This window comes from Nocardia sp. NPDC101769 (assembly GCF_044766925.1).
In the GTDB taxonomy this organism is placed as follows: domain Bacteria; phylum Actinomycetota; class Actinomycetes; order Mycobacteriales; family Mycobacteriaceae; genus Nocardia.
In genome coordinates this window covers 61,435-76,810 of the sequence record NZ_JBIWMX010000006.1, presented here as the reverse complement: position 1 = coordinate 76,810, position 15,376 = coordinate 61,435, and the positions used below count along the sequence as shown (strand labels likewise).

The 15,376-nt window shown below is 68.7% G+C and carries 16 protein-coding genes; 10 read left to right on the top strand and 6 right to left on the bottom strand.

Annotated features, from left to right (window positions below):
* Window positions 1-8 precede the first annotated feature (8 nt).
* Window positions 9-1,499: an RNB domain-containing ribonuclease gene (locus ACIRRA_RS12595; RefSeq protein ID WP_402766713.1), complete on the top strand. Its 1,491-nt coding sequence runs from the start codon at window positions 9-11 to the stop codon at window positions 1,497-1,499.
* Complete coding sequence (locus ACIRRA_RS12590) at window positions 1,496-2,074, top strand: Uma2 family endonuclease (protein WP_402766711.1); 579 nt, start codon at window positions 1,496-1,498, stop codon at window positions 2,072-2,074. The genes ACIRRA_RS12595 and ACIRRA_RS12590 overlap by 4 nt, the downstream gene beginning before the upstream one ends.
* A gap of 54 nt (window positions 2,075-2,128) precedes the next feature.
* Here the strand turns inward: ACIRRA_RS12590 and ACIRRA_RS12585 are convergent, their stop codons facing one another.
* Window positions 2,129-3,376 carry an ROK family protein gene (locus tag ACIRRA_RS12585; RefSeq protein WP_402766709.1) on the bottom strand — a complete coding sequence of 416 codons (1,248 nt, stop codon included), beginning with the start codon at window positions 3,374-3,376 and terminating at the stop codon, window positions 2,129-2,131.
* Between the two features lie 155 nt (window positions 3,377-3,531).
* Here ACIRRA_RS12585 and ACIRRA_RS12580 point away from each other — a divergent pair, with 155 nt between their 5' ends.
* The 8 genes from ACIRRA_RS12580 to dgoD are packed head-to-tail and all read left to right on the top strand — an operon-like array spanning window position 3,532 to window position 11,608.
* Window positions 3,532-4,581 carry a substrate-binding domain-containing protein gene (locus ACIRRA_RS12580; protein WP_402766707.1) on the top strand — a complete coding sequence of 350 codons (1,050 nt, stop codon included), beginning with the start codon at window positions 3,532-3,534 and terminating at the stop codon, window positions 4,579-4,581.
* The gene (locus ACIRRA_RS12575) at window positions 4,572-6,083 is read left to right on the top strand and encodes a sugar ABC transporter ATP-binding protein (protein ID WP_402766705.1); all 1,512 of its coding nucleotides are present in this window, start codon (window positions 4,572-4,574) and stop codon (window positions 6,081-6,083) included. Before ACIRRA_RS12580 ends, ACIRRA_RS12575 begins: the two co-directional genes overlap by 10 nt.
* Before the next feature lie 6 nt (window positions 6,084-6,089).
* Window positions 6,090-7,157, top strand: a complete 1,068-nt coding sequence (locus ACIRRA_RS12570) for an ABC transporter permease (RefSeq protein WP_402766703.1) — start codon at window positions 6,090-6,092, stop codon at window positions 7,155-7,157.
* Window positions 7,158-7,173: 16 nt separating this feature from the next.
* Window positions 7,174-8,085 carry an SMP-30/gluconolactonase/LRE family protein gene (locus ACIRRA_RS12565; protein WP_402766702.1) on the top strand — a complete coding sequence of 304 codons (912 nt, stop codon included), beginning with the start codon at window positions 7,174-7,176 and terminating at the stop codon, window positions 8,083-8,085.
* The gene (locus tag ACIRRA_RS12560) at window positions 8,075-8,743 is read left to right on the top strand and encodes a bifunctional 4-hydroxy-2-oxoglutarate aldolase/2-dehydro-3-deoxy-phosphogluconate aldolase (protein ID WP_402766700.1); all 669 of its coding nucleotides are present in this window, start codon (window positions 8,075-8,077) and stop codon (window positions 8,741-8,743) included. The genes ACIRRA_RS12565 and ACIRRA_RS12560 overlap by 11 nt, the downstream gene beginning before the upstream one ends.
* Entirely contained in the window at window positions 8,740-9,693 is a 954-nt protein-coding gene (locus tag ACIRRA_RS12555; protein ID WP_402766698.1) for a sugar kinase, read from the top strand. Before ACIRRA_RS12560 ends, ACIRRA_RS12555 begins: the two co-directional genes overlap by 4 nt.
* Before the next feature lie 17 nt (window positions 9,694-9,710).
* Window positions 9,711-10,466 (top strand): SDR family NAD(P)-dependent oxidoreductase, encoded by a 756-nt coding sequence (locus ACIRRA_RS12550; RefSeq protein ID WP_402766696.1) that lies wholly within the window; start codon window positions 9,711-9,713, stop codon window positions 10,464-10,466.
* Window positions 10,463-11,608, top strand: coding sequence for a galactonate dehydratase (dgoD, locus tag ACIRRA_RS12545; RefSeq protein ID WP_402766695.1), 1,146 nt, complete (start codon window positions 10,463-10,465; stop codon window positions 11,606-11,608). Before ACIRRA_RS12550 ends, dgoD begins: the two co-directional genes overlap by 4 nt.
* Before the next feature lie 35 nt (window positions 11,609-11,643).
* Here the strand turns inward: dgoD and ACIRRA_RS12540 are convergent, their stop codons facing one another.
* From ACIRRA_RS12540 to panB, 5 genes are all read right to left on the bottom strand, one after another.
* Window positions 11,644-11,766: a hypothetical protein gene (locus tag ACIRRA_RS12540; RefSeq protein ID WP_402766693.1), complete on the bottom strand. Its 123-nt coding sequence runs from the start codon at window positions 11,764-11,766 to the stop codon at window positions 11,644-11,646.
* 84 nt (window positions 11,767-11,850) lie between these two features.
* Window positions 11,851-12,747 carry a CHAD domain-containing protein gene (locus ACIRRA_RS12535; RefSeq protein WP_402766692.1) on the bottom strand — a complete coding sequence of 299 codons (897 nt, stop codon included), beginning with the start codon at window positions 12,745-12,747 and terminating at the stop codon, window positions 11,851-11,853.
* Complete coding sequence (pip, locus tag ACIRRA_RS12530) at window positions 12,748-13,704, bottom strand: prolyl aminopeptidase (protein WP_402766690.1); 957 nt, start codon at window positions 13,702-13,704, stop codon at window positions 12,748-12,750. It lies immediately after the preceding gene.
* A complete protein-coding gene (locus ACIRRA_RS12525; RefSeq protein ID WP_402766688.1) occupies window positions 13,704-14,177 on the bottom strand; it encodes a hypothetical protein in 474 nt (157 codons plus the stop codon). The genes pip and ACIRRA_RS12525 overlap by 1 nt, the downstream gene beginning before the upstream one ends.
* A gap of 168 nt (window positions 14,178-14,345) precedes the next feature.
* The gene (gene panB, locus ACIRRA_RS12520; RefSeq protein ID WP_357010590.1) at window positions 14,346-15,218 is read right to left on the bottom strand and encodes a 3-methyl-2-oxobutanoate hydroxymethyltransferase; all 873 of its coding nucleotides are present in this window, start codon (window positions 15,216-15,218) and stop codon (window positions 14,346-14,348) included.
* Window positions 15,219-15,376 lie beyond the last annotated feature (158 nt).

Below are 15,376 nucleotides of genomic sequence, written 5' to 3'. Positions count from 1 at the left end.
TCTCCGCAGTGGAACTGCATCAGCGGATCGTGTCGGCGCCGGTGGACTTCGGCGTCATTCGAACCGAATTCGGATTGGCCTCGGACTATCCGTCCGGGGCCCTTTCGGAGGCCCGCGACGCGGTGGACGCGTTCGCGGGCGCCCGGGCCGATCGGCGGGACATTCCGCTGGTCACCATTGATCCCCCGGGCGCCATGGATCTGGATCAGGCGCTGTATCTGGAGCGCACCCCGGCCGGCGGATTCCTGCTCTACTACGCCATCGCCGATGTGGCCGCGATGGTCGTTCCCGGCGGGCAGCTGGCCCGCGAATCCCTGGCCCGCGGCCAGACCTTCTACTTTCCCGACGGCACCGTCCCGCTGCACCCGACGGTGCTGTCCGAGGACCGCGCCAGCCTGCTGCCCGATGTGGACCGCCCGGTCGCGCTCTGGACCATCGAATGCGACGTGCACGCCGAGCCCGTGCGCTACACCGTGACGCGCGCCCTGGTGCACTCGCGCGCCCGCCTCGACTATCACGGTGTGCAGGCCGACGCCGACGCCGGCCGACTGCACCCGTCGATCGCGGCGCTGCCCGAGTTCGGCCGGCTGCGCATCGACGCCGGAATCGAGCGCGGCGCGATCACGCTGCGGCTGCCCTCGCAGATCGTGGTGCGCGACGGCGAGCAAACCGGAATCGACCACTGGCGGCTGGCCGTCGAACCGCGCACCGCCGCCGACGATTGGAACGAACAGGTCTCCCTGCTGGCCGGCATGTGCGCGGCCCGAATCATGCTCGATGGCTATAAATCGAACGGGTCCGGCAACCCTGATCACGTGGGTTTGCTGCGCACCATGCCACCGCCCGCCCCGGCCGCCATCGAGTCGATGCGCCACACCGCCGCCGCGGTCGGGGTGGCCTGGCCGCGGAACGAGTCCGCGGGCCGCATGCTGGCCACGCTGGACTGCAATACGCCCGCCGGCCTGGTGCTCATGTCCGAGGCCACCGGCCTGCTGCGCGGCGCGTCCTACACCGTCCTGAACGGCCAGGCCCCGGAAACCCTGCGGCACAGTGCGATCGGCGCACCCTACGCCCACGTGACCGCCCCCCTGCGCCGCCTGGCCGACCGCTACGCCACCGAGATCTGCCTGGCCCACTGCGCGAAAACCGAAGTCCCGCACTGGGTTCGCGACGATCTCGCCGCCGTCGCCGACACCATGCGCCGCACCGACGCCATGGCCGGCAAGGTCGAACGCGCCTGCGTGGACCTCACCGAGGCCACCGTCCTGTCCTCCCGCGTCGGAGCCGACTTCGACGCCGTGGTGCTACGTGAAGCCAACGGCACCCGCCCTGCCGAGATCTTCATCGCCGACCCACCCGTCCTCGCAAAGTGCACGGGCGCACCCCCGGAGGGTGGGACGGTGCGAGTGCGCCTCGCCGAGGCCGACCCCACGACCCGCACGGTCGTGTTCGGCTACCCCGCCGGACCAGCGCCTTCGATGCCATACTCGAACACATGACCGTCGAACCGTTTCCGCAGTGGTTGCGCCCGCCGCCGGGCGGATTCGTCGCTGAGGATCTGGACCGCTTGCCCGACCTGCCGCCGCACACCGAGCTGATCGACGGGAGCCTTGTCTTCGTGAGCCCGCAGGCGAAGTTCCACCGCTTGGCGAGCATCCTTCTCGACGCAGGGCTGCGCCGGAACGTCCCAGCTGATATGCGGGTCCGAGGTGAGATGACCGTGACCCTGGATCGAGACCAACGCCCTGAGCCGGACGTGATCGTCGTACGCGCGGATCGCGACGGCGATCACGGCCTCACCGGATACCAGGCCGACGATGTGGTGCTGGTCGTCGAAATCGTCTCGCCGGAATCGCGAACACGAGATCGAGACCGCAAACCTCAGCTGTATGCCAGAGCGGGGATATCGCATTTCTGGCGCGTCGAAAATGTCGACGGGCGTCCGGTGGTGTACGTCTATGAGCTCGATCCGGCCACCAGTACGTACGCGCTCACCGGAATTCATCACGATCGGCTTCAGCTGACCGTGCCGTTCGAGATGGATATCGATCTCACCGAGATAGACCTTCTCTGACCGCGCCTCGACCCGAGGCATGAGGCCGGGACCAACGGCGGGGTGCGGCCGCGGTCAGGCCGGGGTCAGGGGCGGGGTGTCGGTTCGTCGGGCCCGGCGGGTGGCTATGGAGGTGAAGGTTTCTCTGTCGGCCAGGAATCCCTCCAGGGCGAAGGTCGCTGCGCCGAGGCTGGAGGGGTTGTGGGGGAGGGTGTCGAGTTCGAGGGTGACGGCGGCGAAGGGGTCGGACATGGCGTGGTGGGCGGCGGCGCGGCGGGTTGCTTCCAGCAGTGGGGTGCCGAGCTGGCGGGCGACCAGGTCGCCGAAGACCATGCGGCGGGGGTTGAAGAGGTTGACCAGGTTGGCTATGGCTACGCCCAGGTAGTGGCCGGTCTTTTCGATTACGGCGTGGGCGGTTTCGTCGCCGCGGACGGCGGCTGTGGCCACGGCCGCGACGGTGGTGGCGTCGTCGACGGCGAGAAGGTCACTCGCGGAATCGATTTCGCGCAGGGTCGCGGCGATTCCGGGGGCGCTCACATAGGCTTCGACGCAGCCGTTGCGGCCGCAGGTGCAGGACCGGCCGTCGAGGACCAGGTTGGTGTGGCCCCATTCGCCGGCGCTGTTGGTGACGCCGCGGTAGAGCATGCCGTCGATGACGACGCCGATGCCGACGCCCGCGCGGAGGGTGACGACGATGAGGTCGTCGACATCGCGGCCGGCGCCGAACCAGAGTTGCGCTGCGGTACTGGCTTTCAGCGGGTTGTCCAGGTACAGGGGATACGGTAGCCGCTGCTCGAGCAGGGTTTTGAGCGGGACGTCGTGCCAGTGCCAGTACGGTGAGAACACCGACTTCCCGGTCTCGGGCTCGACCAGGCCGGGCACGCTCAGGCCGATGCCGAGCACCTTGTCGGCATCGCCGGCGATGACCTCGTCGATGCCCCGCACGATGAGCTCGACGATGTCGTCCGGCGTGGTCGCGGCGGAATCGACGGGGATCTCGCTCGACCGCAGCACCGACATCGCGAGGTCGAAAACGTCGACGTGGATGCTGGTTTCGGCGATATCGACGCCGATCAGCCTGCCACGGTCGGGATTGATGGCGAGCTGGGCGCGCGGCCTTCCGATTCCTGCCGCCTCGTAGCCGAGTTCGGCGAGCACCCCCACCTCGAGCAGTTCGGCGATCATATTGCCGATCGTCGCGAACGACAGCCCGGTCGCGCGAGCGATCTCCTGCCGGCTGGTGTGCCCCGCTGCGGCGTACACCGCCTGCAGTACGCAGAACCTGTTGCGGCGCCTGATATCCCGCGCGGTCAACTGGTACACGGCCTCGCCCGCTCCTTTCGCTGCTGCCCGCGAAGATACCCGGGCTCTTCCCGAGACTACTTCTGCCAACAGTATTTACAACAGTTATCCGAAGTCATACTGTAACCGGCATCACTACCGATGCCTACTGTGTGGCAGATCACCTAGGAGTGCTCATGTCCTGGACCCACCGACGCCGATGGACCAGCGCGCTGGTCTGCGGAGCCGCTCTGGCCATGGCCGCGACCGCCTGCTCGTCGGGCAAGGATTCCGGCTCGAACGACGCAGGCCCGCAGCACACTTCGGGCACGATCAACCTCGTCTACGCCCAGAAGCAAGGCGACCAGGAGTACTTCATCGGTGAGGCCGACGGCGCGAAGGCCAAGGCCAAGGAACTCGGCGTCGACCTGAAGGTGGTGAACCTCGGCAATGACGCCAACAAGGCGGTCACCGAGGTGCAGAACGCGGTGAACCAGAAGGCCAATGGCGTCATCGTGGTCGTCCCGGATCCCTCGGTCGGCCCGCAGGTCGCCCAGCTGGCCAAGGCGGGCGGGGTCGCCCTGCTCACCTCCGACGACCAGGTCTGCACCAATGGCCCGGATCCGGCCTCCTGCAACAAGGACAATCTGGTGCCGCGCGTGGGATTCAGTGGCACGCAAATGGGAACCGAGGTCGGCACCCGCGCGGGCGAGGACTTCAAGAAGGCGGGCTGGAAGGCGGAGGACACCGCCATCGTCGACGCCTGGAAGCAGGACGTGACGGTCTGTACCGATCGGGTGAAGGCGAATCAGAAGGCCTTCAAGGACGCTTCGGGCGCGGACGTCAAGGTGATCGAGGTCGGCACCGACAACACCCCGTCGGACGCCCAGAACAAGATCTCCGCCACCGTCGCGGGCAACCGTTCGGTCAAGAACTGGATCGTCATGGGCTGCAATGACGAGAACGTCAGCGGCGGTGTCGCGGCCATCCAGAACGCGGGCTACTCCGCCGACAATGTGCTCGGCGTCGGCCTCGGCGCGTATCTGGCCTGCAAGGAATGGCGCGGCGGCAAGCCCACCGGTTTCAAGGCGGCTCTGTTCATCAACGGCAAGGACGTCGGCGCGCTGGCCGTGCAGACCATGTACGACTACCTGAAGAACGGAAAGGCCATGCCCGCCGAGGCATTCGCCCCGACACAGATGGTGGACGCCACCAACTGGCAGCAGGCGGGGGTCACGTGCAGCTGACGGGACTGCGGGTCTCCGGGCTCACCAAAGGCTTCGCGGGCGTGCCCGCGCTGCGCGAGGTGAGCCTGGACTTCCCCGCCGGAATGGTGACCGCGTTGATGGGGGAGAACGGCGCGGGGAAATCCACGCTCATCAAGATCCTCGGCGGTGACCATCGTCCCGACAGCGGCACCATCGAACTCGACGGTGTGCCACTGGAATTGGCGAGTCCTGCGGCGGCGCGCGCGGTGGGCATCCGGGTGATCGGCCAGGAACCGGAGATCGTGCCGCACGTCTCGGTCGCCGAGAACGTCTATCTCGGCGCGCTGCCGCGCCGCGCGGGCCGGCTGCTGGATCGCGGCGCACTGCGCGCCCGCATGCGCGCCGATCTCGCCCGCCTCGGCTTCGACCGGGACCTGGATCCGGACACCGTCGGCTCGAAACTGACTGCGGCACAGCGGCAGTTGGTGGAGATCATGCGGGCGTTGACCACCGACGCCAAGGTCATCGCCTTCGATGAACCGACGTCCTCGCTGTCGGATCACGAGACCGAATCGCTGTTCGCGTTGATCGGCCGCCTGCGCGACCGCGGCCTCGCGGTGATCTACGTTTCGCACCGGATGCGGGAGATCTTCCAGCTGGCCGACCGGGTCGCCGTGCTGCGGGACGGCGCGCTGGTCGGCGTGCGCGACACCGCCGACACCGACGATCAGGAGATCGTGCGGATGATGGTCGGCCGCGATCTGTCGACGGTGTTCGCGCGCAAGCATTCCGAACTCGGGCGGGTGCTGCTCGAGGTGGACCACGTGACCACCGACGATGTGCGTGACGTGAGCCTGCGGGTGCGCGCGGGTGAGGTGGTGGCGCTGGCCGGGCTGGTCGGCGCGGGTCGCTCCGAGCTGGCGGGCGCGCTGGCCGGGGACCTGCCGATCCGGTCCGGGGAGGTGAGGATCGATGGCACCCGGGTGCGCCTGCGCCAGCCGCGCGACGCGGTCAGGGCCGGCATGGGTTACGCGCCCGAGGAACGCAAGGCGCAGGCACTGCTGCTGCATCGCGGTGTGCGCGACAATATTTCGCTCGCCGTGCTGGATCGCCTGCGGCGGTGGCGCTTCGTGCGCCGCGGCGCGGAACGCAGACTGGCCCTCCAATACGTCGAGTCGCTGCGGGTGCGGACGCCCTCGATCGAGCAGGAGGTGCGCAAACTCTCCGGCGGCAATCAGCAGAAGGTGGTGCTGGCGCGCTGGCTGGCTCGTAAACCCAGCGTGCTCATCCTGGACGAACCCACGCGCGGCGTCGACGTCGGCGCGAAGATCGAGATCTACCACGTCATCGAGGAATTGGCCGAGTCCGGGGTGGCGGTGCTGGTGATCTCCTCGGAACTTCCCGAAGTCCTCGGCCTCGCCGACCGCATCGTGGTCATGCAGCAGGGCCGCGTCACCGGCGAACTGGACCGCGCCGACGCCAGCGAGGAGGCCATCCTCGCCCTGGCCATGGCCGACGACCTGACCGCGCAGCGATCTTAGGAAATCATGACCGACCAACGAATCGACATGGACACGGAGGCCGCGGTTTCCGCCCCACCGCCGCCGTTCGCCCGCTACCTCGGCGGTTTGACCGCACTCGCACCGCGCCGGTTGATCCGGTTCATCGGCACCGGCAATCTCAGCCTGATCGGCGCGCTGGTCGTGGTCGTGGCGATCTTCGCCTGGCTCAACGACGGCTACCTGGATCCGCGCAATATCGCCGGAATCGGTGACGCGGTCACGGTTTTCGGTCTGCTCGCCGTCGTGCAGACCGTGGTGATCATCTGCGGCGCCCTGGACATCTCGGTCGGCTCGCAGGCGGGTGTCGCCTCGGTCATCAGCGCCATGGCCTTCACCTCGGCAGGGAGCAATGCCTTCGCCGGGATCCTGGCCGCGATCGGTGTCGGACTGGTGCTGGGTCTGGCGAACGGCATCATCATCGTCTACGGCCGGGTCAATCCCGTCATCGCGACCCTGGCCACGCTGGCCGCGTACAAGGGTCTGGCCCAGCTGATTTCGGGCGGCAAGGCGCAGGGCTTCGTCCTCGACAACGATGTGTTCATCTTCCTGGCGCGCGGCAAGATCCTCGGGCTGCCGGTGCCGGTGATCGTCCTCGGTCTGGTCGCGCTGGGCGTGCACGTGCTGCTGAAGTACACCGACATCGGACGCAATATCTACGCCATCGGCGGAAATGACACGGCCGCACGACTTTCCGGCATCAACATCAACAAGTACCTGATCGCGGTGTACATGCTGGCCGGCGTGGTCGCGGCCATCGCAGGCATCATCCTGACCGCTCGCACCGGATCCGGCCAGCCGGTCTCCGGTAGCGAGGGCCTCGAACTCAAGGCGATCACGGCGGCGGCGCTGGGCGGCTGCGCACTCAAGGGCGGCAAGGGCACGGTCGGCGGCACGCTGCTCGCGGTCATCCTGCTCGGTGCGCTCGACAACGGCCTGAACGTGGTGGGCGTCAATACGTTCTGGCAGAACGTCGCCCAGGGCGCACTGCTGGTCGCAGCCGTGGTGATCCAACAGCGCCGCAGCGGCGAACGCGCCGTCGGACTGCCGACATAGCGGGCCGGAGCTCACCATGAGAACTCTCGGAGCACACGTCTGCGCACCTCCGCCCGGCCGACTGTGCGAAGGACCCGTCTGGGACCCGCGCACCGAGGAACTGCTGTGGGTGGATATCCGCGGCGGCCGCATCCACCGCGCCACCCTCACCGGCGACACCCCCGATCTCGTTGTCCGCGCGCCGATCAGCCTCGACCCGCCGGTCAGCGCGGTGCTGCCGTGCACCTCCGGAGGGCTGCTGGCGACGATGGGAGACACCATCTTCCGCATCGACGGCGCCGGTGCCGCCGAGCGCCCGGTCGTCACCGTGCCACTGCCGGACGACGGGGTACGCCGCCGCCTGAACGACGCGAAGGTCGACCCGCGCGGCCGGCTGCTCGCGGGCACCATGGCCGAATACGGCGACGGGATCGGCAGCGCCGAGCTCTACCGCCTCGACCCCGACGGCACGCTGACCACTCTCCGCACCGGCGTGACCATCTCCAACGGCCTCGGCTGGAGCCCCGACGGCCGCACCCTCTACTACGCGGACAGCCCCACCCATCGCGTTGACGTCTTCGACTACGACCTCGACACCGGAACTCTCGGCGAGGGAAGGCCATTCGCGCGTTTTCCGGACGGTGAACCTGACGGGCTGACCGTGGACGCCGACGGCAATGTCTGGATCGCCGTCTGGGGTGCGGGCCAGGTCCGCGCCTTCGACCCCTCCGGCAACCTCCACACCACGGTCGAAGTCGGCCCCTCCCAGGTCTCGAGCTGCGCCTTCGCCGGACCCGACCTGGATGTTCTGGTGATAACCACCGCGGCCGAGGACCGAGCCGCACGAGAACCCCACGCGGGCCGGCTGTTTGCCTGCGTCCCCGGAGCAATCGGCCTGCCGTCGACGCCGTTCGCAGACGAGAGGCTGGTTTCCGTCGATGGCCGATAAGACACCGCGTGCGCATTGGAAGCCCGCCGGCGCAGGGGCGGATCCGACATCCGCCGACCCGCTGCGGCCGGAGATTCCGGTCATCGCGATTCTGCGTGCACCGACCGCCGACAGCTTCGCTGAGGTGACCGCGGTGCTGCACGAATCCGGTATCACCGCAGTGGAATTCACGCTGACATCCGCCGGGGCGTTGGAGGCTGTCGGTGAATGCGCGGGGTTCGCGCATCCGATCGGAGTGGGCACCGTGCTCACCGCGAAGGATGCGGCGCTCGCGGTCGAGGCGGGTGCCGCGTACCTGATCACCCCGGCGGTGATCGACGAGGTGATCGTGGAGGGCCGCCGGCTCGGTGTGCCGGTGGTCTCGGGTGCGTTCACGCCCACCGAGATTCATCGGGCGTGGACCGCGGGGAGCAGCATGGTCAAGGTTTTTCCGGCCGCGGTGGGTGGGCCGGGGTACATCAAGGCTGTTCGTGCGCCGCTGCCCGATATTCCGCTGGTGCCCACCGGTGGGATAGGGCTCGGCGAGGCCCGCGCGTATCTGGATGCGGGGGCCGCGGCACTGGGGATCGGATCGCCGCTCATCGGGGACGCTTGTGCCGGTGGCGATCTCGACGCGCTGCGCGAGCGCGCGCTCGTCGTTCGGGACCAGCTGTCATGAGGGGCGGACTGGTAACGCTCGGGGAGGCGCTCGGCGTGGTGGCGGCGACCGACCCCGGTCCGCTGGCCCCCGGCGCGGCCATGCGAATGGATTTCGCCGGGGCGGAGGCCACCGTCGCGGTCGGTGTGCGACGGCTGGGGCACGAGAGCGCGTGGACCGGCAGTCTGGGCGCGGACGCCGTGGGGCGCATGATCCTGGAACGGTTGCGGGCCGAACGGGTGGATGTCTCGCGCTGCCGCATCGATCCGGAGCTGTCCAGCGGGCTGATGCTGCGCGAGCGCCGCACCGCCGACCGGACCCGGGTCACCTACTACCGGCGCGGCCTGGCGGGTTCCCGCCTGTCGGTGAACGAGATCGACACCGCCCAGATCGCCGCCGCGGGTGTCCTGCACATCACGGGCATCACTCCCGCACTCAGTGATTCGGCCCGTGCCGCAGTGGATCTGGCGGTGGACATCGCGGCCGCCGCGGGTGTCCCGATATCCCTGGACGTCAACTATCGCCGCGCACTGTGGTCGCCCGGCCGGGCCGCCGCCGAACTCACCAAGCTGACCTCGCGCGCCGACATCCTCTTCGCAGGCGCGGACGAGGCGGCCATGCTCCTGCGGACCGGGGGCTCGGAAACCCTGGTGTCGGTGGCCGAATCGCTTGCAGCCCTGGGTCCTTCGGAGGTGGTGCTCAAACTCGGTGCCGAAGGCGCGGTGGCCTGGGCCGACGGGGTCCTGCTGCGGGAGGAGGCGGTGCCGGTGACCGTGGTCGATCCCGTCGGCGCCGGGGACGCGTTCGCCGCCGGATACCTCGCCGGGCTGCTGGACGGCGGATCCGTCTCGGAGCGTTTGCGATTGGCGTCCCTCTGCGGTGCGTTCGCGGTCTCGGTACCGGGGGATTGGGCCGGGCTGCCCTATAGGGACGAGCTCGGGCTGCTCGATGGAGCCGATGTTCAGCGATGAGGACGAAGGGGAAGAACATGTGTCGTCTGGCGGACCGGGTCGCGGTCGTCACCGGGGCGGCCTCCGGGATCGGGGCGGCCACGGCGCGGCGGCTGGCCGCCGAAGGGGCGGCGGTGGTCGTCGCGGATATCGATCAGGTCGGTGGGCGTGAGGTGGCGGAGAAGATTCGGGCGATGGGGGCGCAGGCCGAATTCCAGTGGTGCGATGTGACGCTCGAGGAGTCGTGGGACGCGCTGCGGGCGCGGGTGAACGATCGGTTCGGGCCCTTGGATTTCCTGTGCAGCAATGCTTCTCGGCAGGCGATCGTTCCTGCGCACGAGTTGAGCAGGCGGCAGTGGGATGACGGGCTCGCGGTCAATCTGACGCCGCTGTTCCTGGGCGTGCGGGCGTTCATCGATGATCTGCGTGCCCGGCGCGGCAATGTGGTCGCGGTGTCCAGCGTGCATGCCCAGTTCGGGCTGCCGGGATATCCGGTCTATGCCGCGGCCAAAGGCGGGCTGACCGCCCTGGTGCGGCAGCTGGCGGTCGAGTACGGGCAGGCCCGGGTGCGGGTGAACGCCGTGCTGCCCGGGCCCATCCTGACGCCCGTGTGGGACGACGTGGATGCGGAGGGGCGCGAATTATCCGCTCGGGCAACGGTTCTGGACCGGCTGGGCGCGCCGGAGGAGGTGGCGGCCGCGGTCGCCTTCCTCGCCTCCGACGACGCCTCCTTCATCACCGGCGCGAACCTGGTCGTCGACGGTGGCTGGAGCGTGCGAAAGGAATCCCGGTGAAGATCACCGCACTCACCACCTACCTGGTCGCGCCGCGCTGGTGCTTCCTGCGCATCGACACCGACGAAGGCATCACAGGCTGGGGCGAGCCCGTGATCGAGGGCCGCGCGCACACCGTGGCCGCCGCCGTCGAAGAACTGTCCGACTACCTCGTCGGCAAGGACCCGATGAGCATCGAGGCACATTGGCAGACGCTCACCAAGGGTGGCTTCTACCGCGGCGGACCCATCCTGTCGAGCGCGGTCGCGGGCATCGACCAGGCCCTGTGGGACATCACCGGCAAGGCGCTCGGCGTACCGGTGTGGCAGTTGCTCGGCGGTGCGGTGCGCGACCGGATCCGCGTCTACAGCTGGATCGGCGGCGACCGCCCCGACGATGTCGCGGCCACCGCGCTGGAGCGAAAGGCCCAGGGCTTCACCGCGATCAAGATGAACGCCTCGGCCGAACTGGAGCCGATCGACACGCCCCGCGCGACCCTCGACATCGTCGACCGGGTGGCCGCCGTGCGGGAGGCGACCGGCGACGACTTCGATATCGCCGTCGACTTCCATGGCCGCCTGTCCGTCGCCATGGCACGGCGCGTGTTGCCCCTGCTCGAGCCGTACCTGCCGTTCTTCGTCGAGGAACCGCTGGTGCCGGAGGCCGGTGACCGCCTCTGCGAGATCACGAGCGGCACAAGCATTCCCATCGCGACCGGCGAGCGGCTGTATTCGCGGTGGGACTTCCTCCCGGTGCTGGATCGCGGTGTGGCCGTGGTGCAGCCGGACCTGTCCCACGCGGGCGGCATCTCCGAGGTCCGGCGCATCGCCGCACTGGCGGAGGCCCGCGATGTGGCCCTGGCCCCGCACTGCCCGCTCGGTCCGATCGCCCTCGCCGCCTGCCTGCAGGTCGGCTTCGCCACCCCGAATCTGCTCATCCAGGAGCAGAGTCTGGGTATCCACTACAACACGGGCTCCGATCTGCTCGACTATCTGATCGACCCAACGGTTTTCGACTACCGCGACGGCCATGTCGGCCTGTTGCGCGAACCCGGCCTCGGCATCCGCATCGACGACCGCGCCGTCGCCCGCGCCGCCGAAACCGGCCACCGCTGGCGCAATCCGATCTGGCACCGCAGGGACGGTTCGCTCGCCGAATGGTGAATCACCGCTGCGGGCGAGAATTCGGAATCGATCGGTCAGTACTGCTGGCCTGGATCGACCGCATCATGCCGCACGCCGCGCACAAGGAACACGTCCACGATGATCCGGCCGCTGCGGCCCAGGGCGCGCCTTCCGGCGGGTGGGCGCCCCAGGATCACGCAGCCTTCCACAGCAACTGGGCGCGGACGACACGGCCGGTCATTCCGCCTGCGCGCGACCGGGATCCGTCCGGGCGGCAGCGCTCAGCCGAGCGGGTGGTAACGCAGGAATTCGGCGGCGTCGGGGTACTCCTCGAGCGCCTTGGCCGCCGCCGCTTCCTCGGCGTCGCAGAGCCGCTGATAGTCGGACTCGCCGGCGTCAGCGGCGTACGTGCGCAACGTTTGCAGGGCCTCCACCGCGTCCCGGTGATCGCCGAGCACCGTCTGCAAGCGCTTGGCCTTCCTGCCGAGCTCGTCGGCCGGTTCGCCCAGCACCGCGGTCGCGGCCTCGGCCGAATAGCGCAGCCGCTTGGCGGCTTTGCGAATGTTGTGCAGATGTTCGACGCGTTCATCCCCGGACAGCCCCGGTTCCGTGCGCACCAGACGGCGCAGGTCCCGGAAGTCGTGGCGCAGGACGGCGGTGAAAACGTGCTTGGCGGGCTCGTCGGCGTGCCCGGCGCGGAGCGGGGGATCGGCGATCAGACCGTGGAGCCGATCGACCAGCGCGCGATAGCGGCGGCCGTCGAAGGCATCGACCACGATCCGGTGCGCACCGGTGTAGATCCGCCGCTCGTCGGCGACCAGTTGCGAGCCGAAATCCTTTCGGGGAGTGTACTTCGCGCCCGGTGGCACGGTCTTCTCGTCGAACAGCGCTCCGGTGTCGCCGAGTAGCGATGCGAACCGCTCGGCCCGCACCTCGGCATCACGTGCCACCCCGAGCATTCCTGCCAGCCAGCGTAATTCGTCGGTGATCTCGCCGACCCGCTTGCGCCGCAACACCCGGCGATAGGACTTGAGCACGCTGCGCAGTCGCCGGGTGGCCACCCGCATCTTGTGCACCGAGTCCGGAAGGTCTCGGCGCACATCAGGTTCGGAAGTGCACAGCCGGTCCACATCGGCGGCTACTGCGTCGACCAAGGCGGGACCGGCTGTGGCACTCATCTACGTCCTGTACTTGTCCGTGGCTTCCACCAGGTGGTGAGTGATGCCGGGTTCCAATGCGGCGTGGCCGGCGTCGGGCACCAGGTGTAATTCCGAACCGGGCCAGGCCCGGTGGAGATCCCAGGCGCTGATGGCCGGGCACACCACGTCGTGGCGGCCCTGCACGATGACGCCGGGAATGTGGGCGATGCGCCCGATGTCGCGCAGCAGTTGCCCTTCGTCGAGGAAGCCGTGATTGACGAAATAGTGGTTCTCGATGCGCGCGAAGGCCAGCGCGAAGCGCGGATCGGCGGTTTCGGCGACCCGATCCGGTTGGGGCAGCAGGGAACTCGTGGCACCCTCCCAGGTGGACCACGCGACGGCCGCGTCGGTGGCAAGGGCGGCATCGGGGGAGTGCAGCAGGCGGTGGTAGACCTCGATCAGATCCTGCCCGCGTTCGGCTTCCGGCACCGGCGCCAGGAACTTCTCCCACTCATCGGGGTACACGTACCCCGCGGAGCCATTGTAGTACCAATCGATTTCCTTGCGCCGCAACAGGAATATCCCGCGCAGCACCAGTTCGGTGACCCGGTCCGGATGGGCCTGGGCGTAACTCAGCGCCAGCGTCGAACCCCAGGATCCGCCGAACACCAGCCACTGCTCGCCGCCGAGATGCGTTCGCAGCCTTTCGATATCGGCGACCAGATGCCAGGTGGTGTTGTGCTCGAGGCTCGCCCCGTCCGCGATGTGCGGCGTGGACCGACCGCAACCCCGCTGATCGACGAGGACGATGCGGTACGCCTCGGGGTCGAAGAACTGCCGGTGATACGGCGACGTGCCGCCGCCGGGGCCGCCGTGCAGGAAGACCGCCGGCTTGCCGTCCGGATTCCCGCTGACCTCGTAGTAGAGCCGCTGACCGTCGCCGACGTCCAGCATGCCCTGCTCGTAGGGCTCGATCGGCGGGTACAGGGTGTGCATCAGCCGGCCGCCAGGCCCGAGGCCAGGTCCGGGATCTCGATCGCGGAGAGGGCCTGATCGCGCACATCCGGACAGGCCTTGGCGGTGACCTGGTCGACCAGGCCCCGATTGCTCGGCAACTGCAGCAGGAAGCCGTTCTGGGTCGCCCACTGGATCACGGTCGCGTTCAGCGAGATCTTGTCCATGGTCGGCGTCTGCACCCGCCAGTCCGACAGCTGCGGCCGAATCAGGTCGCACAGCTGCTTGGCCGCGGCATCGGACACGGTCAGCCCCGAGCCGCTGCCCGCCGACGTGGTCGGTCCGCCCGTGGTGGTCGGCTTGCCCGGCGTCGAGGAGAGCGGTGAGGAGGAGCCCTGCGGCTGCGTCGATCCCGTCGAGGAGTTACCCCCGCAGGCGGCGGTCAATGCGACGGCGGCCACCGCCGCGACCAGTAGTGGCGCCCGCCGAATCCAGCGACTCGTTCCACGATCCATGAACTTCCCTTTGGTCGATCCAGCTCGTTGGCTTCCGAGTCTGCCACCAAAAGTTCGCAGAGGACCGAGATGATCGGCGGCGAATAGGTGTCGATAGCCGACTGCTATAAATGAAACGCCCCCGCGATCCTCGCGGGGGCGTCCTCGATCACCGCACGGCCGGGTGGCTCAGTAGCTGTGCTCCGGACCCGGGAACACGCCGCGCCGCACCTCATCGGCGTAAGTGGCTGCGGCAGTGCGCAATTGACCGCCCACATCCGCGAACTGCTTGACGAACTTGGCGGTCTTGCCGCCGGTGTAGCCGACCATGTCCTGCCATACCAGCACCTGCGCATCGCATTCCGCGCCGGCGCCGATGCCGACGGTCGGAATGGTCAGCTTGCGGGTGACCTGCCCGGCCAGCTCGGCGGGCACCATCTCCATGACCACCGAGAAGGCCCCGGCCTCCTGCACGGCAATGGCGTCGGCGATGAGCTGCTCGGCCCCGTCGCCGCGACCCTGTACCCGGAACCCGCCCAGGGTGTTGACGCTCTGCGGGGTGAACCCGATGTGCGCCATCACCGGAATGCCGGCGGCGGTCAGCTTGTGGATGGTGTCGGCCACCCGCTCGCCGCCCTCCAGCTTCACCGCGTGCGCGCCGCCCTCCTTCATGAAGCGGACGGCCGTGGCGAGGGCCTGCTCGGGGGAGGACTCGTAGCTGCCGAAGGGCAGATCCGCCACCACCAGCGCGTGCGGCGCACCGCGCACCACGCCGCGCACCAGCGGGATGAGCTCGTCGACGGTGATCGCGACCGTGGTGTCGTAGCCGTACACCACATTGGCGGCCGAGTCGCCGACCAACAGGACCGGAATCTCGGCCTCTTCGAAGAGCCGGGCGGTGGAGTAGTCGTACGCGGTGAGCATGGACCAGCGCTCACCGGCCTGCTTCATCTGCTGCAGGTGCTGCACTCGCGTCTTCCGCCGGCGCTCCGCCTCCCCGCGCTTGGGAGTTTTCGGTGCCGCAGACCCGTACACAGGGGTTTCCGCATCGGATACGGACATCATCGTCCCTTTCGTCGTTCCTCGAGGCCCATGACCGGGTCCCCGGGTTGTTCTGACGAATGTCAGTCTGCCATTCCGGCCGCTCCCGCCAGGGATGTAATTCCTCACACCGCGAGCAGAGAAGAGGCGAGGGGTGCACCCTCGCCTCTTCTCCCCGC